This window comes from Collimonas sp. PA-H2, from assembly GCF_002564105.1.
Lineage (GTDB): Bacteria > Pseudomonadota > Gammaproteobacteria > Burkholderiales > Burkholderiaceae_D > Collimonas.
The window spans coordinates 125,667-144,064 of record NZ_PDBX01000002.1; the positions used below are offsets into that span (position 1 = coordinate 125,667).

General features: G+C 54.9%; 16 protein-coding genes, 1 tRNA gene and 2 pseudogenes. 9 read left to right on the forward strand and 10 right to left on the reverse strand.

Annotated elements, in window-relative coordinates:
• Nucleotides 1-69: 69 nt before the first annotated feature.
• Complete coding sequence (locus BCF11_RS26180) at nucleotides 70-876, reverse strand: GntR family transcriptional regulator (protein ID WP_098497993.1); 807 nt, start codon at nucleotides 874-876, stop codon at nucleotides 70-72.
• Nucleotides 877-1,347: 471 nt separating this feature from the next.
• Between BCF11_RS26180 and BCF11_RS26185 the strand changes: the two genes are divergently transcribed.
• From BCF11_RS26185 to BCF11_RS26205, 5 genes are all read left to right on the forward strand, one after another.
• The gene (locus BCF11_RS26185; protein ID WP_098497794.1) at nucleotides 1,348-2,337 is read left to right on the forward strand and encodes a malate dehydrogenase; all 990 of its coding nucleotides are present in this window, start codon (nucleotides 1,348-1,350) and stop codon (nucleotides 2,335-2,337) included.
• A 170-nt stretch (nucleotides 2,338-2,507) separates the two neighbouring features.
• The gene (locus BCF11_RS26190) at nucleotides 2,508-3,485 is read left to right on the forward strand and encodes a CoA ester lyase (protein WP_098497795.1); all 978 of its coding nucleotides are present in this window, start codon (nucleotides 2,508-2,510) and stop codon (nucleotides 3,483-3,485) included.
• A gap of 56 nt (nucleotides 3,486-3,541) precedes the next feature.
• Complete coding sequence (locus BCF11_RS26195) at nucleotides 3,542-4,039, forward strand: hypothetical protein (protein WP_098497796.1); 498 nt, start codon at nucleotides 3,542-3,544, stop codon at nucleotides 4,037-4,039.
• 89 nt (nucleotides 4,040-4,128) lie between these two features.
• Entirely contained in the window at nucleotides 4,129-6,840 is a 2,712-nt protein-coding gene (gene acnA / locus BCF11_RS26200; RefSeq protein ID WP_098497797.1) for an aconitate hydratase AcnA, read from the forward strand.
• A gap of 323 nt (nucleotides 6,841-7,163) precedes the next feature.
• Nucleotides 7,164-8,441, forward strand: coding sequence for a DUF2863 family protein (locus BCF11_RS26205; protein WP_233212721.1), 1,278 nt, complete (start codon nucleotides 7,164-7,166; stop codon nucleotides 8,439-8,441).
• A gap of 223 nt (nucleotides 8,442-8,664) precedes the next feature.
• Here the strand turns inward: BCF11_RS26205 and BCF11_RS26210 are convergent.
• Nucleotides 8,665-8,908 (reverse strand): annotated as a pseudogene (locus BCF11_RS26210) (class I SAM-dependent methyltransferase); the annotation flags it as partial.
• 81 nt (nucleotides 8,909-8,989) lie between these two features.
• The gene (locus BCF11_RS26215) at nucleotides 8,990-10,111 is read right to left on the reverse strand and encodes a M14-type cytosolic carboxypeptidase (protein ID WP_098497798.1); all 1,122 of its coding nucleotides are present in this window, start codon (nucleotides 10,109-10,111) and stop codon (nucleotides 8,990-8,992) included.
• 167 nt (nucleotides 10,112-10,278) lie between these two features.
• Between BCF11_RS26215 and BCF11_RS26220 the strand changes: the two genes are divergently transcribed.
• From BCF11_RS26220 to BCF11_RS26235, 4 genes are all read left to right on the forward strand, one after another.
• Nucleotides 10,279-10,355 (forward strand) — tRNA-Pro (locus tag BCF11_RS26220).
• A 1,076-nt stretch (nucleotides 10,356-11,431) separates the two neighbouring features.
• The gene (locus BCF11_RS28455) at nucleotides 11,432-12,049 is read left to right on the forward strand and encodes a PAAR domain-containing protein (RefSeq protein ID WP_233212722.1); all 618 of its coding nucleotides are present in this window, start codon (nucleotides 11,432-11,434) and stop codon (nucleotides 12,047-12,049) included.
• A gap of 1 nt (nucleotide 12,050) precedes the next feature.
• Entirely contained in the window at nucleotides 12,051-12,821 is a 771-nt protein-coding gene (locus tag BCF11_RS26230; RefSeq protein ID WP_098497799.1) for a peptidoglycan recognition family protein, read from the forward strand.
• The gene (locus tag BCF11_RS26235; RefSeq protein WP_098497800.1) at nucleotides 12,818-13,111 is read left to right on the forward strand and encodes a hypothetical protein; all 294 of its coding nucleotides are present in this window, start codon (nucleotides 12,818-12,820) and stop codon (nucleotides 13,109-13,111) included. Before BCF11_RS26230 ends, BCF11_RS26235 begins: the two co-directional genes overlap by 4 nt.
• A gap of 89 nt (nucleotides 13,112-13,200) precedes the next feature.
• Here the strand turns inward: BCF11_RS26235 and BCF11_RS26240 are convergent.
• From BCF11_RS26240 to BCF11_RS26265, 7 genes and pseudogenes are all read right to left on the reverse strand, one after another.
• Nucleotides 13,201-13,961, reverse strand: a pseudogene (locus BCF11_RS26240) (helix-turn-helix domain-containing protein).
• Between the two features lie 117 nt (nucleotides 13,962-14,078).
• Entirely contained in the window at nucleotides 14,079-14,678 is a 600-nt protein-coding gene (locus BCF11_RS26245; protein ID WP_143751528.1) for a hypothetical protein, read from the reverse strand.
• Nucleotides 14,679-14,728: 50 nt separating this feature from the next.
• Complete coding sequence (locus BCF11_RS27845; protein WP_143751530.1) at nucleotides 14,729-15,067, reverse strand: hypothetical protein; 339 nt, start codon at nucleotides 15,065-15,067, stop codon at nucleotides 14,729-14,731.
• Nucleotides 15,068-15,116: 49 nt separating this feature from the next.
• Nucleotides 15,117-15,341 carry a hypothetical protein gene (locus BCF11_RS28460; RefSeq protein ID WP_233212723.1) on the reverse strand — a complete coding sequence of 75 codons (225 nt, stop codon included), beginning with the start codon at nucleotides 15,339-15,341 and terminating at the stop codon, nucleotides 15,117-15,119.
• Nucleotides 15,342-15,554: 213 nt separating this feature from the next.
• Nucleotides 15,555-15,839, reverse strand: coding sequence for a hypothetical protein (locus BCF11_RS26255; RefSeq protein WP_098497802.1), 285 nt, complete (start codon nucleotides 15,837-15,839; stop codon nucleotides 15,555-15,557).
• A 140-nt stretch (nucleotides 15,840-15,979) separates the two neighbouring features.
• Nucleotides 15,980-16,258 carry a hypothetical protein gene (locus BCF11_RS26260; protein ID WP_098497803.1) on the reverse strand — a complete coding sequence of 93 codons (279 nt, stop codon included), beginning with the start codon at nucleotides 16,256-16,258 and terminating at the stop codon, nucleotides 15,980-15,982.
• 941 nt (nucleotides 16,259-17,199) lie between these two features.
• Nucleotides 17,200-18,377, reverse strand: a protein-coding gene (locus tag BCF11_RS26265; protein ID WP_098493244.1) for an IS3 family transposase whose coding sequence is annotated in 2 segments (ribosomal slippage) — nucleotides 17,200-18,116 and nucleotides 18,116-18,377 — 1,179 coding nt in all. Because the reading frame shifts where the segments join, the coding sequence is not laid out codon by codon here.
• Between the last annotated feature and the right edge of the window lie 21 nt (nucleotides 18,378-18,398).

Consider the following 18,398-nt stretch of genomic DNA (forward strand, 5'->3'; position numbering starts at 1 on the left):
CTCTCGAACTTTGCCATTTTGCCACCACTCGGTCGCGCTCACACGCGATCGCCATTTCCACCCACGCCCTCAGCTCAGTTCGTTCTGATAGTGATGGCGGTTGGTGACATACAAACCGCGCCGCACTTCCACCGGCTTGTCGCCGTAAGTGAAAGACACGCGCTCGACACACAATAAAGGCGATGATTTTTCCACGGCCAGCAATTCAGCAGCATCTGCATCGGCGCTGGCGGCGCGGATCTGCTCGGTCGCACGTATCATGCGCGTGCCGAATTCGGTTTCAAACAGGCCGTACATCGGCCCTTTGTACTCAGCCAGGCGCTCCAGCGTCAAAGCCTTGAACAAAGCACCCGGCAACCAGAGCTCTTCGAGTATAGTCGGCACGCCGTCGAACGCCAGCACGCGCTTGACATACACCACCGAGTCGCCCGACTTCATGCCGAGCTGGCGCGCGATATCCGCCGGTGCGCGCAAACGCTTCAGCTCTATCACTCTTTTATCGGTAACCTGAGGCTGGTCGCTGTCCGGCATCAGGCGCAGGAAGCGGAATTGCGAACGGGCTTCGTGATGGGTGGCGACAAAGGTGCCTTTGCCCTGGCGCCGCACCAGCAGATTCTCCGCCGCCAGTTCGTCAATCGCCTTGCGCACGGTGCCCTGGCTCACCTTGAAACGGTTGCCAAGTTCGACTTCGCTGGGGATCAATTCACCGGACTTCCACTCGCCGGACTGCAGGCGCTGCATGATCAGCGCCTTGATTTGCTGATAGAGCGGACTGAATGTCGGGGAACTTGCCGCGGAAGCAGTCGGCGACGCTCCCGGGGCTGCAGCGCTCGGGCTGGCAGGGTCACTACTCGGATTGGACGGGATGGAGCTCATAACCTTGGATTTCACCATAAAACCCCCATTGTCGTCCAGCAAAAATTGCGCAATGATATGTCTTATATAAGACATAAGATATTGATTGACATACCATGTTGCCAAGCCTAAACTCGCGGGCATTAGGACTATTTGATGGCCTGCGCCGCGCGCCAACCGGTTTTCCCGGCTGAACCAGCTGAAGCCCCTGAAGTTGCATACTGCAATCCTGGCGACAATTTCAAGCCGCCGGATCAACGCGAAACAAACTGACGGTTGCGCTTTTCGCCGGTATCATTAGAGGTTGCATATAGAGTCGCCGCTTTTTATCTGGCTGGGACTTTTGTAATTTAACCGTCTTGTTTTTATTTAGATCAGACGGCTAGGGACAAGACCACACGGAAGCGTAATCCGCCATGCTCTGCAGGCCCTTGAACGTATCCGCGCGACGCTGTTCCGCAAATATTTTTATCACCTCTCTGGAGATTCAACATGGCTAAGTCCCCTCTGCGTGTTGCCGTTACCGGCGCCGCTGGTCAAATCGGTTATTCACTGCTGTTCCGTATCGCCAACGGCGACCTGCTCGGCAAAGACCAACCGGTCATTCTGCAATTGCTGGAAATCCCTGACGAAAAAGCACAAAAAGCGCTGAAAGGCGTGATCATGGAAGTCGACGATTGCGCCTTCCCGCTGCTGGCCGGCATCACTGCCCACAGCGATCCGATGACTGCATTCAAGGATGCCGACATCGCCCTGCTGGTCGGCGCCCGCCCACGCGGCCCAGGCATGGAGCGCAAGGACCTGCTGGAAGCCAATGCCCAGATCTTCACGGTGCAAGGCAAGGCGCTGGACGCCGTCGCTTCGCGCAATGTCAAAGTACTGGTGGTCGGCAATCCAGCCAACACCAACGCTTACATCGCCATGAAATCGGCGCCTAGCCTGCCAGCCAAGAACTTCACCGCCATGCTGCGCCTGGACCACAACCGCGCCCTGTCGCAAGTCGCGGCCAAGATCGGCAAGCCGGTTTCCGCTATCGAAAAGCTGTGCGTATGGGGCAACCACTCGCCAACCATGTACGCCGACTATCGCTACGCGACAGCCGACGGCGCATCGGTCAAGGACCTGATCAACGACCAGGCCTGGAACAAGGACGTGTTCCTGCCGACAGTCGGCAAGCGCGGCGCCGCCATCATCGAAGCACGCGGCCTGTCGTCGGCAGCATCGGCAGCCAACGCAGCCATCGACCACGTGCGCGACTGGGTATTGGGCACCAACGGCAAGTGGACCACCATGGGCGTGCCATCGGACGGCTCCTACGGCATCCCTGAAGGCACCATGTTCGGCTTCCCTGTCACTACCGAAAACGGCGAATACAAAATCGTTCAAGGTCTGGAAATCGACGCCTTCTCGCAAGAGCGCATCAACCTCACGCTGAAAGAACTGCAAGAAGAGCGTGATGGCGTGAAACACCTGGTCGGCTAAGCAACAATGTAGGGTGGGCACCGTATGTACTCCGGTTATCCCGTTCACGCGTGGGCACAGAGTGCCCACCCTACTTATTTTTGTGCCATGAAGGCATGTACTCCGGTTATCGCGTTCACGCGTGGGCAGCTTGTGCCCACCCTACCCCGTAATCTTTAAAAAACTTCGCAATGCACCCTACCCAGGTCTTATTCCTAGGCAAGCAACAACCGGTCTCGCTACCGGTCTGCGATCATTACGCCGGCGCTGAAAAGCTCATGCGCAAGTCGATCGCCCTGCAGCAGGAACTGGGGCCGGTCTTCGACATCACCCTGGACTGCGAAGACGGCGCCAGCGCCGGTAATGAAGCAGCACATGCAAAACTGGTTGCCAGCATCGTCGCCGGCGACGACAACCGCTTTGAGCGCATCGGCGCTCGCGTACACGACAGCGGCAGTAACTTTTTCGAACAAGACATCAAACTCATCTGCGGCAACGGCAGCGCTGTCAGCCGGCTGGCCTACCTGATGCTGCCCAAGGCCGAAAGCCTGGCCGAAGTGCGCGCCGCCATAGCCCTGATCGAACACCACAGCAAGCATGCTGGCCGCGCAGACTTGCCGGTGCACGTGCTGATAGAAACCCATGGCGCCCTGGCCGACGTCTTCGCCATCGCCGCGCTGCCACAGGTGCAGTCGCTGTCGTTCGGCATCATGGATTTCGTATCCGCCCATTTTGGTGCGATTCCCAGCGCAGCGATGCACTCGCCGGGCCAGTTCAGCCATCCGCTGGTGGCCCGCGCCAAGCTGGAAATCGCCGCCGCCTGCCATGCGCACGGCAAGGTGCCGTCGCATAACGTCACCACCGACATCAAGGACAGCGCCAGCGTCGCTGCCGATGCCGGCCGCGCCAGGGCGGAATTCGGCTATACCCGGATGTGGAGCATCCATCCGCAGCAGATCAAGCCGATCCTGAACGCATTTACCCCGCCGCAGTCCGAGATAGCGACTGCGGCACAGATTCTGCTTGCAGCCCAGCAGGCGGATTGGGGACCGATACAACACGAGGGCACGCTGCATGACCGCGCCAGTTACCGTTATTACTGGAGCGTTTTGCAGCGGGCAAAAAATAGCGGCGCCGCATTACCTGAAACCACCAGTACCTTGTTATAACCGCGCCCTGCCGCTTACTCAAGAACAGTAGCGGGACGCACTACGGAGCAATAGAAATGAGAAAGATTCTGTCCACGAGCTTGTCAACCTTGGTCTTGCTGTGCGCCAGCCTGGCGGTTACAGCACCGCAGGCGCAAGCACAGACCACTACCAAGAAAACCACCAAGAAGGCCGCCAAGAAACCGGCAGCAAAAGCTGCTCCGGCCGAAGTGGACGACGGTGAAGACGAAGGCACGCCGGATGTCAAGGCTTCGGTTACTGTCGATTACAAATGCGAGCTGGGCAACAGCCTGACGCTTTTCACCAACGCAGAAGACGACAAGCACATCGCACTGCGCTGGGGCAAGACCCTGCGCCGCCTGACCCGTGTGCCGACCACTACCGGCGCCAACCGTTTTGAAAACCGCAAGTACGGCCTGCTCTGGATCGGCATCCCGGCCAAGGGCATTTTGCTGGATTCAAAAACCGGACACCAGCTGGCGAACGAATGCAAATCGGCAGCGCAGGAAGAAATGCCGGCGCCGGCGCCAGTTGACCCGGCACATAGTTTATAAAATTGCGGGACAGAGTTTAAGAGCCGCCGTAGCGCGGCGAATTACTCTGTACCCAACAAATTAACCTAGTTGAAATCTCAGGAGATATCATGTCCCGTAACACATTGAACACACTCAAGGAATTCAAGATTTCCGATTCCAAGAAAGGCAAGTTTTACTCCTTGCCTGCCCTGGAGAAAAAACTCGGCGTCAACATCTCGCGCCTACCGATTTCCATTCGTATTGTGCTGGAGTCCGTACTGCGCAACTGCGACGGCAAGAAGGTCACTGAAGAGCACGTCAAGCAGCTCGCGAACTGGGGCGCAACCGCGGCCCGCACCGACGAAATCCCGTTCGTGGTGGCCCGCGTAGTGCTGCAAGACTTTACCGGCGTGCCGCTGCTGGCCGACCTGGCCGCGATGCGCAACGTCGCCGCCAGCCTGGGCAAGAACGCCAAGAACATCGAGCCGCTGGTGCCGGTCGACCTGGTGGTCGACCACTCGGTGCAGATCGACCATTTCCGTGAAAAGAAAGCGCTCGACCTCAACATGAAACTGGAATTCCAGCGCAACAACGAGCGCTACCAGTTCATGAAATGGGGCATGCAGGCATTCGACACTTTCGGCGTTGTGCCACCAGGCTTCGGCATCGTCCACCAGGTCAACCTGGAATACCTGGCGCGCGGCGTCCACAAGAAGGATTCGGTCTACTATCCGGACACCCTGGTCGGCACCGACTCGCACACCACCATGATCAACGGCATCGGCGTAGTCGGCTGGGGCGTGGGCGGCATCGAGGCGGAAGCCGGCATGCTGGGCCAGCCAGTCTACTTCCTGACACCTGACGTGGTCGGCGTCAACCTGACCGGCCAGTTGCGTGAAGGCGTCACTGCCACCGACCTGGTGCTGACCATCACCGAACTGCTGCGCAAAGCCAAAGTGGTCGGCAAGTTTGTCGAATTCTTCGGTGAAGGCACCGCCTCGCTGAGCTTGACCGACCGCGCCACCATCGCCAACATGGCGCCGGAATACGGCGCCACCATGGGCTTCTTCCCGGTCGACGATGCGACTATCGAATACTTCCAGGGCACCGGCCGCAGCAAAGCTGAAATCGACGCTTTCGCCGGCTACTTCAAGGCGCAGAACCTGTACGGCATTCCAAAGGCTGGCGACATCGACTACACCACTGTGGTCGAACTGGACCTGGCTGCCGTCGCACCGTCGCTGGCTGGTCCAAAGCGTCCGCAAGACCGTATCGAAATCGGCAATGTCAAAGCCAACTTCGCAGAATTGTTCAGCAAGCCAATCGCAGAAAACGGCTTCAACAAGAAGATCGAAGACCTGGATGCGACTTACACCAATGCCGACGGCGTCAAGCTGCAGAACGGCGACGTCCTGATTGCTGCCATCACTTCTTGCACCAACACTTCCAACCCTAGCGTCATGCTGGCGGCTGGCTTGCTGGCCAAGAAAGCAGTCGAAGCCGGCCTCAAGGTTCCTGCGCATATCAAGACTTCGCTGGCTCCTGGCTCGCGCGTCGTTACCGAATACCTGGAAGCGGCTGGCCTGCTGCCGTACCTGGAAAAACTCGGTTTCGGCGTCACTGCCTACGGTTGCACCACCTGTATCGGCAACGCCGGCGACCTGACGCCAGCCATGAACGAAGCCATCGTCAAGAACGACGTGGTGGCATCGGCCGTGCTGTCCGGCAACCGTAACTTCGAAGCGCGTATCCATCCGAACATTCGCTCCAACTTCCTGGCTTCGCCGCCGCTAGTCGTCGCTTACGCGATCGCCGGCAACATGACGCGCGACCTGATGACCGAGCCTGTCGGCAAGGGCAAGGGTGGCAAGGACATTTATCTGGGCGACATCTGGCCAACTTCGCAAGAAGTCGCCAAGCTGATGAAGTTCGCGATGAACGCCAAGACCTTCAAAGCCAACTACGCTGACGTCAAGGGCGCACCAGGCAAGCTGTGGGAAGCCATCAAGGGCGTCGCCGGCGGCGAGGTCTACAACTGGCCGAAATCGACCTACATCGCTGAGCCACCGTTCTTCCAGGACTTCACCATGGTGCCGAAGGCAGCAGCGACCGGCATCACCGGCGCGCGTGCACTGGGCGTGTTCGGCGATTCGATCACCACCGACCACATCTCGCCAGCCGGTTCCATCAAGGAATCCAGCCCGGCCGGTAAATGGCTGATCGCCAACGGCGTGTTGAAGGCTGACTTCAACTCCTACGGTTCGCGTCGCGGCAATCACGAAATCATGATGCGCGGCACATTCGCCAACGTTCGTATCAAGAATCTGATGATTCCTGCTACACCGGACGGTTCACGGGTTGAGGGCGGCATCACCTTGTTCCAGCCTACTGGCGAAGAAACCTCGATCTATGACGCAGCGATGCAGTACGTCAAAGACGGCGTGCCAACCATGGTGTTTGCCGGCGAAGAGTACGGTACCGGCTCGTCGCGCGACTGGGCAGCCAAGGGTACCCAGTTGCTGGGCGTGAAGGCCGTGTTTGCGCGTTCGTTCGAGCGTATCCACCGCTCCAACCTGGTAGGCATGGGTGTCTTGCCTTTGCAATTCATCGGCACCGACAGCGTGCAAACCCTGGGCATCACCGGCCACGAGACTTTCGACCTGAAGGGCATCGAGGGCGAAATCAAGCCACAGCAAGACGCTACCCTGGTGATCCACCGCGCAAACGGCGAAACCAAGGAAGTCAAGGTTCTGCTGCGCATCGATACGCCTATCGAAGTCGACTACTACAAGCACGGCGGCATCCTGCCATTCGTGCTGCGTCAGTTGCTGGCAGCATAAGCAACAGCAGGTAGCAAGAAACAATAGCAGGCAGCAGTTTGCCTGAACGACAAACGCCGGCAATGCCGGCGTTTGTCGTTTCTACAACCCATCTCATCGGCTTGATTGTCTTGAAACAGTTTTATTCCATACACCGTTAAATCCACTACAATAGGATCTAGCAGTCTTCCTGCCTCTGAGTCCCAGAAAAACTCACAGCAAACGGTCGTAGGCCAGAAGGCAGCGCAGAACAGCGGAGCATGTTCGTAAAGAATATGTGAGCATCTCGGTTGCCGAACTTTGGATGCAAGCATCCGCTACGGTCGCGCAGTAAGACATTGACCATGTTGTCAGCCCTTATATTCACTATGCGCCGCCCGTCAAAAAAACCTTCCCGTAAATTTTCCGCCGACAGCCATCGCCTGGCCGAACTGGCGCAAGCATTGATTCAAGCCTCCAGCCGCCTTGAGGAGCGCGCATGGGAGCGCGAGATTGAAGTGTTGCTCAACAAGCATTTCAAGGCCCAGCACCAGGAACCCATCGACAGCGCCCTGGAGCAGCTGTTCCCGGCCCAGCCCGACGCTTACGACGCCCTGATGGACGTGGTCGAGGCCTGCAGCGAATCCTGCAGCATCGACTACCAGGGCAAGCCGTACGACTGCCTGCTGATTGGCATTCCGCTGCTGGCATGGACCCGCTTTTCGATCGGCTCGGGACCGGTTGCGGCCGACACCATGACAGCCATCAGCGCCCACCTGCACGCCCACATCCTGGCGCCCGAGGTACTGACCGGCATCGTGCCCTCACTGTACGCCATCGACCAGCTGCCGCGCAGCCATGCCGACACCTTCGCCCTGCTGCAGCAGCTGTCGCACGCAGCGCTCAGCGCCGCACCGGTGCGCAGCCCGGCCAATCCGCCGCAGACAGCGCCCTACCTGGCCGATACCCGCTACCTGCTGGCCGCCCTGGTGGTGCCAAGCGGCATGCCGCTGTTCCGCTGGCAGATGACGCGCGGGCAAGCCGGCCACATCGCCACCGACAAGGAACTGGCGCTGGAACAATGGCGCAAGCAGGTAACGCCCAATGTGACGCGCTTGCTGCCAGGCTGCGGCGTCCAGCTGTTGCTGCCGGAAGCCTACTACGCTGCCTGCCGCGAAGCCGACCTGCAAATCCGCCCTGCCTCGCTGCGCGCCGCCAGCTACTACCTGTCGCACACGCTGGACATCGCCTCCAAGGATCTGCACGCCAGCATCGGCCGCTTCAGCGAGCAGCCGGAAAGCGGCCGCGTGGATGAATACCGCATCGGCTTCTCGCTGGGCCAGACCAACGAAATCATCTACGGCGTGGTGTGGCCGCTGTACGGTCCGGAAGAAGCCAACGAAGAAATCATCACCCGCTCCAGCGACAGCGATGCCGCCGCGGCCGAACCGGAAACCCCGCTGGAACAGATCCTGAGCCTGCTGCGCGAATGCGGCATCGACGATATCCAGCGCCACACCGACCTGTTCGCGATGGAATTCTGCGACGACTGCGGCACGCCGTTCTATCCGGACCGCGAAGGCGAGCTGGTGCATCCGGAAACGCCGGAAGATACGCCAAGCGGGTCGGCGCACTTTCACTAAGCGTTATTGAGAATTTCATAAAACGCGACACAGCCGTAATCCGGTTTTCGTCGCGCTTCATATACGTAGCTAACTGGGGTCGGAGTGAACTTTCTGCGCGTCTTTTGCAGAAACTTCACTCTGACCCCACTTAGCGGGATACGGAGTGCAGACCTCAAGAAAGGGCGTGGATTCAGCGCTGCGCCGCCACCAGCAACATCATCGGGCGGTCGCGCTCTTCCGCCAACTCCAGCCGCTCCAGGTCGGCGCGAACGTAGCTGACCGCGGCGTCCGAGGTGGTTGCCACCGCCCGCTCCAGCATTTTTTCAGAAACGTCGAGACCGACAACCCGCGCAGCGCCCTGCTCGCCCGCGCAGCATGGCTTGCAGCGCCGGCCACTCCGGCGCGCCTGCCAAGCCCTGCACTGAACGTCCGAGCCGGCTATAGCCTTCAAAGAAGGCCGGATCGTCATAGATATTTTGCGTCATCGGTAAAACAATGCTTTCTTGAACCCTATTGCACCTGCATCATGGAAACGGCAGCCTTGGCTGCCGTTCATTACCGCATGATTATTCAAAGGCACGCAAGATCGGCTGCAGCACCACCTCGCCGAGCCGGGCGCTGCGCGCACCGTCCCAGCCCACCTGCGCATCCGGCAGATTGGCGTTGTCCTTGAACGGCAGCTCCAGCGTCAGCGAGACGCACTTGAAGGTGTGGCCGATATACTTGGACGCCAAGGTCAGCACATCGCTGCTGTACTTGCTCGCGGCATAGCCGAACTCGGTCTGGAAATCTGGGCTGGCGCGCTGGAAGTCGTCGATGAATTTCTGCTGCTCCTTAGCCTGTTGCGGGCTGAAGTCTTCCAGCATTTCCGAACCGGCCACGAAGATGTACGGCAAGGCTTCATCGCCGTGCACATCGAGGAACAGATCGCAGCCGATTTCGTGGATCTTGTTTTTCACCGCAAACACTTCCGGGCTGCGCTCCAGCGACGGCGTCATCCATTCACGGTTCAGGTTGGCGCCAGCTGCATTGGTGCGCAGGTTGCCGCGCACCGAGCCGTCCGGATTCATGTTCGGCACGATATAGAACACCGCGTGCTGCAGCACTTTGGTGGCGAGCGGATTGGCGCTGTCCAGCAAGGCGTCGACCATGCCTTCGACGAACCACTCCGCCATGGTTTCGCCCGGATGCTGGCGGGCGATGACCCAGACCTTCTTGGCCGCCTCGGGATTGCCGATCACCAGCACATTCATGTCGCGGCCATCAACCGTGCTGCCGATATCCAGCACGCGCGCCAGCGGCGATTGCTCAGCCTGCCCCAGCAACGCCAGGTGACGCTCCCAGGAGTACGGCTCGAAGTAAGCGTAGTAGACACTGTCGTAATCCGGCGTGTGGCTGATGGTCATGACCTGGCCGTCAAAGCTAGTCGGCACACGGAACCAGTTTTCCCTATCGTAGCTGGCCACCGCCTGGTAATTTTCCCAACCCTTGGGATAGGTCGTGGCGCCGGCGTTCAGGAAACGGATGGTGCAATCCTCATCGCGCGCGCCCTGCAGGCGGAAATAAAACCACTGCGTGAAATCGGCATGCGAATCGCTGCGGATTTTCAATTCAATCTGCTGAGGACTATCCGCGCGCACGACTTCAATTGCGGCGGCGTCGAACTGCTGGCTAATTTTTATTGGCATAAGATTATTGGATGAGGATCATCGGCAAGGTGTGCTGGCCAATCAAGCGGAATGATGACGCAAGGATCGGCGGCAACACAGGCCGGATAATCGGTGGAAAAAATTTTTAGATTCTTTGCATTCCGTTGGGAACAAAGCAACTAGGCCTGATATAATAACAGGCTTGTCGGGGCGTAGCGCAGCCTGGTAGCGTACTTGCATGGGGTGCAAGGGGTCGGAAGTTCGAATCTTCTCGCCCCGACCAATTGAATCAATGACTTAGGCCAATCTTCGGATTGGCCTTTTTCATTTTTGTAGATTTGTACCCCACTTTGTACCCCACCATTTGAGAATCTATCAACGCGAACAACAGGTTGTAAGCTCGCTTCTATTTTTTATACTTCAGATTTATCCCGTCATTCCCAGCGCACGCTGTCTGCTCCTGCCTTTGATTGTTTTTCAAATACGGCCGCAATTGGTCGGATTGTCTCCCCTACCCCCTTGATTTTTTTTAGAAAAAAATCCTAAAATTTTTCTCATGTTTGGCCTATGCCGTATCGCGCGCATGATACCCATACGACAAATATCCAGTGCAGGGGGTTCTATCTCATGATGGACTGGATAGAGAATTAAGGATTCATGCGGATTTTGAGGCTGTGTGTGCAATTGATGTGCAGTGAGCTCCAGAGAGTCTCGTCCGTCCAGTCAACTCAGTAATTATTGATTCTTTATGTGGCTGCGGTGGCTTCGGTGCCGGGTGGCGGCGAATTTCAGAAGTAAGCCAGGAAAAAGGAGAAAATCCTGTTCCATCTTAGAAAAAGGATTAGAATCAAATCGCAGTACATGAAGTAGAAACAACAAAGACCCGCTATCCCTAACAGGAGGCAGGTTGTTATCTAAAACTTGTGAAAAAGGACCTTATGTGCAAGCCAAGCTAAACTTGCAGTTCCACACCAATTCATTCTTGATCGATCTTCACATCAAAATATCGATTGCAGTCGGTACTTTGATTTTGCTGCTAAAGGACAGCAATATTTTCTAGTGTTGCCCGGCACCTCAAAAATCGTTCACTCTTTTGGGGTGCCATTTTTTCTAACTCAAACAAAGCTATTTATCGTTGCTACCAACGTTAATAACGATTCGATTTTATAGCAAGTGCTATATTTGTGCATCACATTTGATAAATTTCTGAGCTACGTAATTTGGTTGTGGAAATTTTATGATGTAAAAGGTCGCGATTGAATGGGCTAGCGTTGTTATCTAAGCGGATGAGCCAGGAAACTACTTGCAATAAAATTAATCCTCTGTAAAGATGGCCTAGAAGCAATTTTAAGGGCATCTATGGCATTGAGAAAAATTGTCGTTGTGGGCGACAAGACAACTACAAACGGCGTGATTCTTCCCAATGCGAACTCGACGTTCTCACTTGGTAATGCTGGACACAAAGCGGCGCTAATCGGCGGCCCGGTGCAATGCCTTGCCTGCAAGAGCGAGGGTGTCATTGCTAAGGCTGGGGGCCCACGGCGCATGCAATTCATGGGCGAGGTGGCGCTGGAACACGATATCGTCATCTGCGGCTGTCCTGTCCATCCAAAGCTCATAGCGAGTCTCCACCAAACAATGACCTACGATGACGGCATAGAGTCATCTGGTCCCCTATCGCCTCCTACGGGCGCTGGTGCTGCATCTGCTGCCGTTGCAGCGGCCACAGCTATCGCCTCTACTGGCAGCACTCAGGATACTCAAGAAAAGCAAGGCAAGCGCTTCCTATTCCAAGACAGCGAAACTGGAAAGCCATTGGCTAACCGCGCATATCTTGCCAAAGTTGGCGGCGCTCAACAGAGCGGCGTCACAGATGGGGATGGATACGCTAATGTCGATGCTACTCCTGGGCAGACCATTCAATTGCATTTAATTTTCAATGCTCCTACGGGCGCTTTGAAGCACGGAGAGGCTTGAGATGGGAACAGAAGCGCATTACACGCCGACGCAATGGGCAACTGCATTTACAGAGTCAGACTACATGTGCAAGCCGTTCAAGGTAGTGACGGTAAACGATAGGGCAGCAACGCGACAGGCAATCATTGATCAAGTACAGAAGCAAGGCGTCAAGTTTGTGGAGCGGTCGACATGGGATGCACACAGGCATAAGCCAGACAGCGCTGTGAACGATTGGGACTATCAGTCAATCGCACTCCATCATGCCGGGAATAGCTTTAGCTGCTCTGCAAACAGCGTTGAGCAGATGCAGAGGGTTGAGACGATTGATATGGGGTCGTTTAATCAGATCAGCTACCACTATGCTATCGATTGCCAAGGCGTCGTATATGAGGCTCTCGATATCCGCTTCAAAGGCTCACACATTGAGGGTGGAAATACCGGCGTGGTAGGGATTGTTTTTCTCGCTGATCTCAGTGTTAGAGGCGAGGCACAGCGTTATGGTCCGGGAGCTTGGAACGTTACTGTAAAGCGCGGTGTCGTAGCTGGCTTGAAAGAGTGGATTGGACAAGAAAAAGATAAGGGTGCGGTGAAACACGACGAACCTACTGAGCCACAACTCGCCGCTGCTGAAGCACTCATCAAATCTCTAACGGAGTTCTTTAAAATTACTAAGCTCGGTGGTCATCGTGAATTTGCCATGACTCACGGTTCAAGTCGAGCATGTCCCGGTATATATGGGATGATCATTGCAAATCAAATGCGTAAAGCATTCAACTTAGCCCCACCATGAAGAAAATATTATTCGTTGCAATCCCTGTTGTCGTGCTGGCTTGGCTTTTTGTCGGGATGGATCGCTACGTTGGCGACCATGAAGCAGGCTCTGCATGGGACCCTTTCATTAAGCACAAGCCGACAATAACAACGTTCTACAAGAACCCTGCTCAGGTAGGGCTTGATATGGTTCCGATGGAGACCTTGGATGAGAGCGGAAAAAAGAGCCTGATCGAGTATTGCCAAGTGCGATACGGGACGGATGATATTAAGCGCTGCTATGAGGCGTTTTTTGCCAGTCGAGTGTAAAACAGATTTTACGACCAGCGTATTATTTGTAGTAGTCGCGATCTGATCTGACATTCCCCGGTTTGACGTGTGCAGTTGTCAGGTCAAATTCAGTTGTTCAGTGTCGTGATTTTATCTTGCCAGGCCTCCTTTCCGTCAATTAGTGTTTGTATGGGTGTCCGACCGCAGCACATCTTCCCTTGGTGTGTGCGGTCATTGTTGTAATAAGCCAGCCAGTCGTCGAGATCGCTTTGCAGCTCTTCAATCGAGCGATAGATCTTGCGCCGGAATGTGACCTGATAAAACTCCTGCAGAATGGTTTTATGAAAGCGCTCGCAGATTCCATTGGTCTGCGGATGCCGAACCTTCGTCTTGGTGTGCTCAATGTCATTGAGGGCCAGGTAGAGCTGGTAGTCGTGGGCTTCCGGCCTGCCACAATATTCGGTACCACGGTCGGTCAGCACGCGGATCAAGCCCATTTCCTGTTCTGCCAGGAACGGCAACACTCGGTCATTCAATAGATCGGCTGCGGTGATTGGCGTCTTCGTTGTATAGAGCTTGGGGAAACAAAAACACCACGCTTACGCAGTTCGTTCGATACACGGACTTGGCCGAACGCCGGCTGCTCCAGGGCGAATTGAGCTACAGCCATTTCAGTGGCTTCTTCAACGCGATTTCTGAGATTGGACTTTCTACGGTTGGCATCAATCAGGGCATCCACACCGCCTGTTTCTACTGCCGTTTGATAGCGATAAAACGTGTCGCGGGAAAATCCCATCACCTTGCAGGCACGAGACACGTTTCCGAGTTCTGCAGCAAGATTGAGCAGGCCGACCTTGTGCTTGATGACATTCTGAGGAACACTACGCATGGGGTTACTCCTTGGCGCTTACGCGCTGGTTTAATAAAGATTCGCACCTCTATCAAACCGGGTAACCCCACCCATTGGCAAGGTCTTACTGTCCGATCAAGTCGGAACTACTACATATTATTTGCCGCTTGCTACAGAAAATGCGGCAACCAAAATGGGCCACCACTTTTGACAGATGTCGGTTATATCACCAGCTAATGCCGTAACTTTCATTGCCTGATTCAGAAGCGTAAGGGCGACTGAATTTCGCCTAGTGTCTTTCGTTGCGGCTGCTTCTTGAGCAATGGCACTGAGGCTATCAACGAGTTCGCTTTTCTGAGTTTCGTTTAGATCTTTACTCTCAAGGATAGCTTCGGACAGGGCTTTGATAGCATCAGCAAGCCCCGGTTCACCTGTTTGTTTGAGTACTGTAATCGATTGATCAACCGTGCCAATGGAGCCAGTGTTGATCGTTCCGATAGTACTGCCTGTGACATTTATGTTGTTCAATTTCACTTCGCCTATGACTACTGGACTTGGGCGTGGTGGAAGTCGAGAAAAAAATGATGAAGGAATACCAGACACTTCCGCCATTTGATCCAGCGAATAATTCATCATCCGTTCTGCATTCTCGATCTGTTGTTGAGCAATTTGCGCGAGCGTAGCGTAACAGGTGAGACATAACGGATTATTCCCAATCATACCAACTGCTGGTTTACCGCATTGATTGCATGTCACAAGGCTCTCCCAGCGTTAACTATTGTGGGTATGAACTGCTTCTTGCAGAATTATTGCTTTCCGGCCATTACTGCACCTAATCTCTTTTTTGCAGCGGAAACCTGTTTTTTTGCACGTTCAAGCTCACGTTCAGCAACTGTGATTTCGTCAAGACATGCTGCTATCGGGGAGTCAGATAACCAACTGGCGACGGTTGCAACTTGCTCGATGTTCGCACTTACGATGTCTGCCCTATTGCCCTCAAAGATTGAGACACGATGCTTGCATGAGGCTCCCATGGTGCCCGCAGAACATGTGCATACTGCAATGAGGCCATCTTCATCGCGAATGAAAGTTACTTCGTAAGGCACTGCCGCTGAACCCTGAACAGAAAATTGAATCGTCTCCATGTCGCTTCCCCTATGTTGTCAATGATGACATTCTACTATTTGCAACTCTTCACAGCATATTTATGAGGGGCATAACCAGCAATGTGTCATTCCACGAACCTCGGATTGGCAATTTCCGTTGTTCCTCGGTAATGGCGCCGACCTTCCATTCTTTGTCACCGTCCCAGAACCACCAGGTTTCTACTTTATTGGTAGCGGGATCCACAACGCCGGCACGGAAGACCGGAGTATTCCGTGAATGCTCAGGAATCGCGCAATTTGTAATTTTCTGCACGACTCCCTTCTTTAGGGCAGCACTTACAGGAAAAATATCCAGAAATTTGTATCGAGACCTACAAGTTCGTCCCAGTCGGGATGCCCTTTGAAATATGTACCCGGCAGTACCCGAATTAAAGAGCCCATAGGAGCGACATTCTTCACGAACTGGAAATAAGCTTCTCCGTTCGCAGTTTTTATACCAAATACGTCTCCGATTTTCACCATCACTTCAAGAGATTTCGGATTGCGGCCGAATGCCATCGCTATCTATTCGGCAACACCACTTTACGTGTTGGCCCCATCCAGTGGCGGCGTTCTTCTCAACAACGCCAGATGCCGTCAAGTTATCCACATTTCCTTTTTCATCCAAATCGTCCATATACACGTCAACCCGCATCCCCTCCTGGAGAACAACCGTTACGCCGTTCATACCGGCGGCGCTATCTCCAACCGAAAGCAGCACGAGATTGAGTTCCACCAATTCATTAAAATCGACATAAATCATGGGTACCATAGCTAATCTTCATCTACCACGTTGCAATACTGATGCTGGATTGTTTCTCGTTGACGCAAAAAATTCTTTAACTGGCTCAACGCAGCACTGGCAGCCGTGAATTGCGCTAATTGTCTTGGAATAAGCGCTTGATCATTTCCTTATCCTTCTGAGAGAAACGCTTCGAATCTGCACCATTGCGGAAAATCGCCCACAAAAATAAAAAAATCATCAATATAAATTAGCCCAATTTTTTCAAGAGATCTCATGCAATCGTCAGCAGCATCTCCCCCAAAAAATGGGCCGAGTGAAATGAAATTTTTGGACTCATCAAAATACCGATCAAAATGAAACTCTATAAGTATCTGAGACAGATTTACAGCTTTTTCTTTCAGTGCCTCACGGCGAATGACGATCCCAAAATCAGAAGAAATTCGCATATTACCCTCCTACTTAGCCTTGGGAAGAACTACCCCATTTGGCACATTGATCTTTACGTTGTAAGTCGGTGTACTAGAAGACGGCTGCAATATTTGAAAATTATTTGACGCATTCCCGGGTTGCAGCATAGCACCCGGCACGGCAAAATCGATACGTATGGTCCCATTTGCCCCCGGAGGATATGCTGCACCTGCTGTCGTTACATACACCTGAGGAGTGCCGTTTTGTGGCACAGCTGACGGTATCGCAGTTCCCTGATTCTGTACCCAAAGTGCAGCCTCTGCCGGAGATACCCAACGCGAAACTGTGACATACCCTGGTGGCAATGGTCCATTCGCGGCACCTGGGCCAAGCGGATACACCGTGTGGGTATTGGGTGGCGCAGGTATGCTGTTTGCTGCGTTGGCTCCACTATCCGAATTCCCCGAATTAAATATTACAGTAGATCCCTGAGGCTGCACCTGTGGATTCACCAGCACGTTATTGCCACCACCAGACTGGTCACCTGGATTAAACAGCGGGCCGCTGGCTTGCGGACCTGTGTTCGGTGTGAATATCGGCCCGCCAGCTTGTGGCGCGGGATTCGGAGCGCCGCTAATAACCGTCGATCCTTGCGGAGCGGAAATCGGTTTTCCATTAACGCCGCTTGGCCCGAAAAGACTATTGGAGAGATCGTTTAGCAAGCCAGAAGCGCTATCCACAAAATTACCAAGCTGATTACCGGCAGCAGCCCCAACTAGTCCCCCGGCCAATCCGCCAAGAGCCGTTCCCCCAGAGATTTCAAGTGGCGTAAGAGGAAGATTTCCACCAGCGGTAAGCACAGTGCCTCCTGCTGCTGCCCCGGTGGAAAGCACAGCTCCAATACCCAGTCCCGCAACGGTACGAAAATCGGGGTCAGGTCTGAGGTTCCCTCTGTTTTTCGTCTTCCAACAGACGACTTCTATGCAGCTCGTTTTTCCTGATTCTGTTCACTGATCCAGCGCTGTAGAAACTGGAGCGGCGATTTATAACCGAGGGTCGAATGCTGCCGCTTGCGATTGTAAAACACCTCGATGTATTCGAAACTGGCCGCCCTCATTTCAGTCTGGGTGGTGTAGCGCAGGCCATGGTAACGTTCGTTCTTGAAACTGTTGAACCAGCTCTCAGTCGGCGAATTGTCCCAGCAATTTCCCTTGCGGCTCATCGAACACGTCATACCGAACTCACGCAACTTGTCCTGGTAGGCCTGACTGGCGTACTGGCTGCCGCGGTCCGAATGATGCAGGACGCCGGGCGCAGGACGTCGGCGGAACCAGGCCATCGTCAGCGCGTCTGCCACCAACTCAGTCGTCATACGCGGCTTGAGCGACCAGCCGATCACTTCCCGATTGAACAGATCCAGAACGATGGCGAGGTACAGCCAGCCTTCATCGGTCCACAAGTAGGTGATGTCGGCCGTCCAAACCTGATTCGGCGCCGCCGGCGCGAAATCGCGGTCAAGCAGGTTTCTCGCCACTGGCAAACCGTGCTTCGATTCGGTCGTAACCCGGTAGCGCCGCTTGTGGCGCGCATGAATTCCGTGCGTGCGCATCAACCGCTCTACGCGTCCCTTGCTCGCCGTGTAGCCCCGCCACCGCAACTCGCGGATCATCCGAGGACTGCCATAAGCACCTTTTACCTCGGCGTGGATGGCGCGGATCATGGCCAGCGTCTGGCCGGCCGTCAGGCGCTTGCGATCGGGCGTGCCGCCACTCTTCCAGGCTCGGTAACCGCTGATGCTCACGTCGAGCGTATCGCACATTTCCCTCAGCGCGAATCGATTAGTCTGCGCATCGATCCAGGCGTACTTCACAGAACATCCTTCGCGAAGTACGCCGCTGCCTTTTTTATGATTTCGTTCTCCCGCTTGAGCTTGGCATTCTCGGCACGTAAGCGCGACAATTCCATCTCTTCCGGTGTCACAACCTTGCTACCAGCGCCGTTCAACTTGCCAGCCTTAGCGGCCTTGACCCAGTTGCGCAGCGTTTGTTCGCTTAGACCAAGTTCCTTGGCTGTCGCCGCGAAGGACTCGCAGGCATTGACCCGTCTGACTGCCAATTCCTTGAATTCCGCCGTGTATGAACTTCTTGAAATCTTCATTTCTTGCCTTCCCAAAGTAAC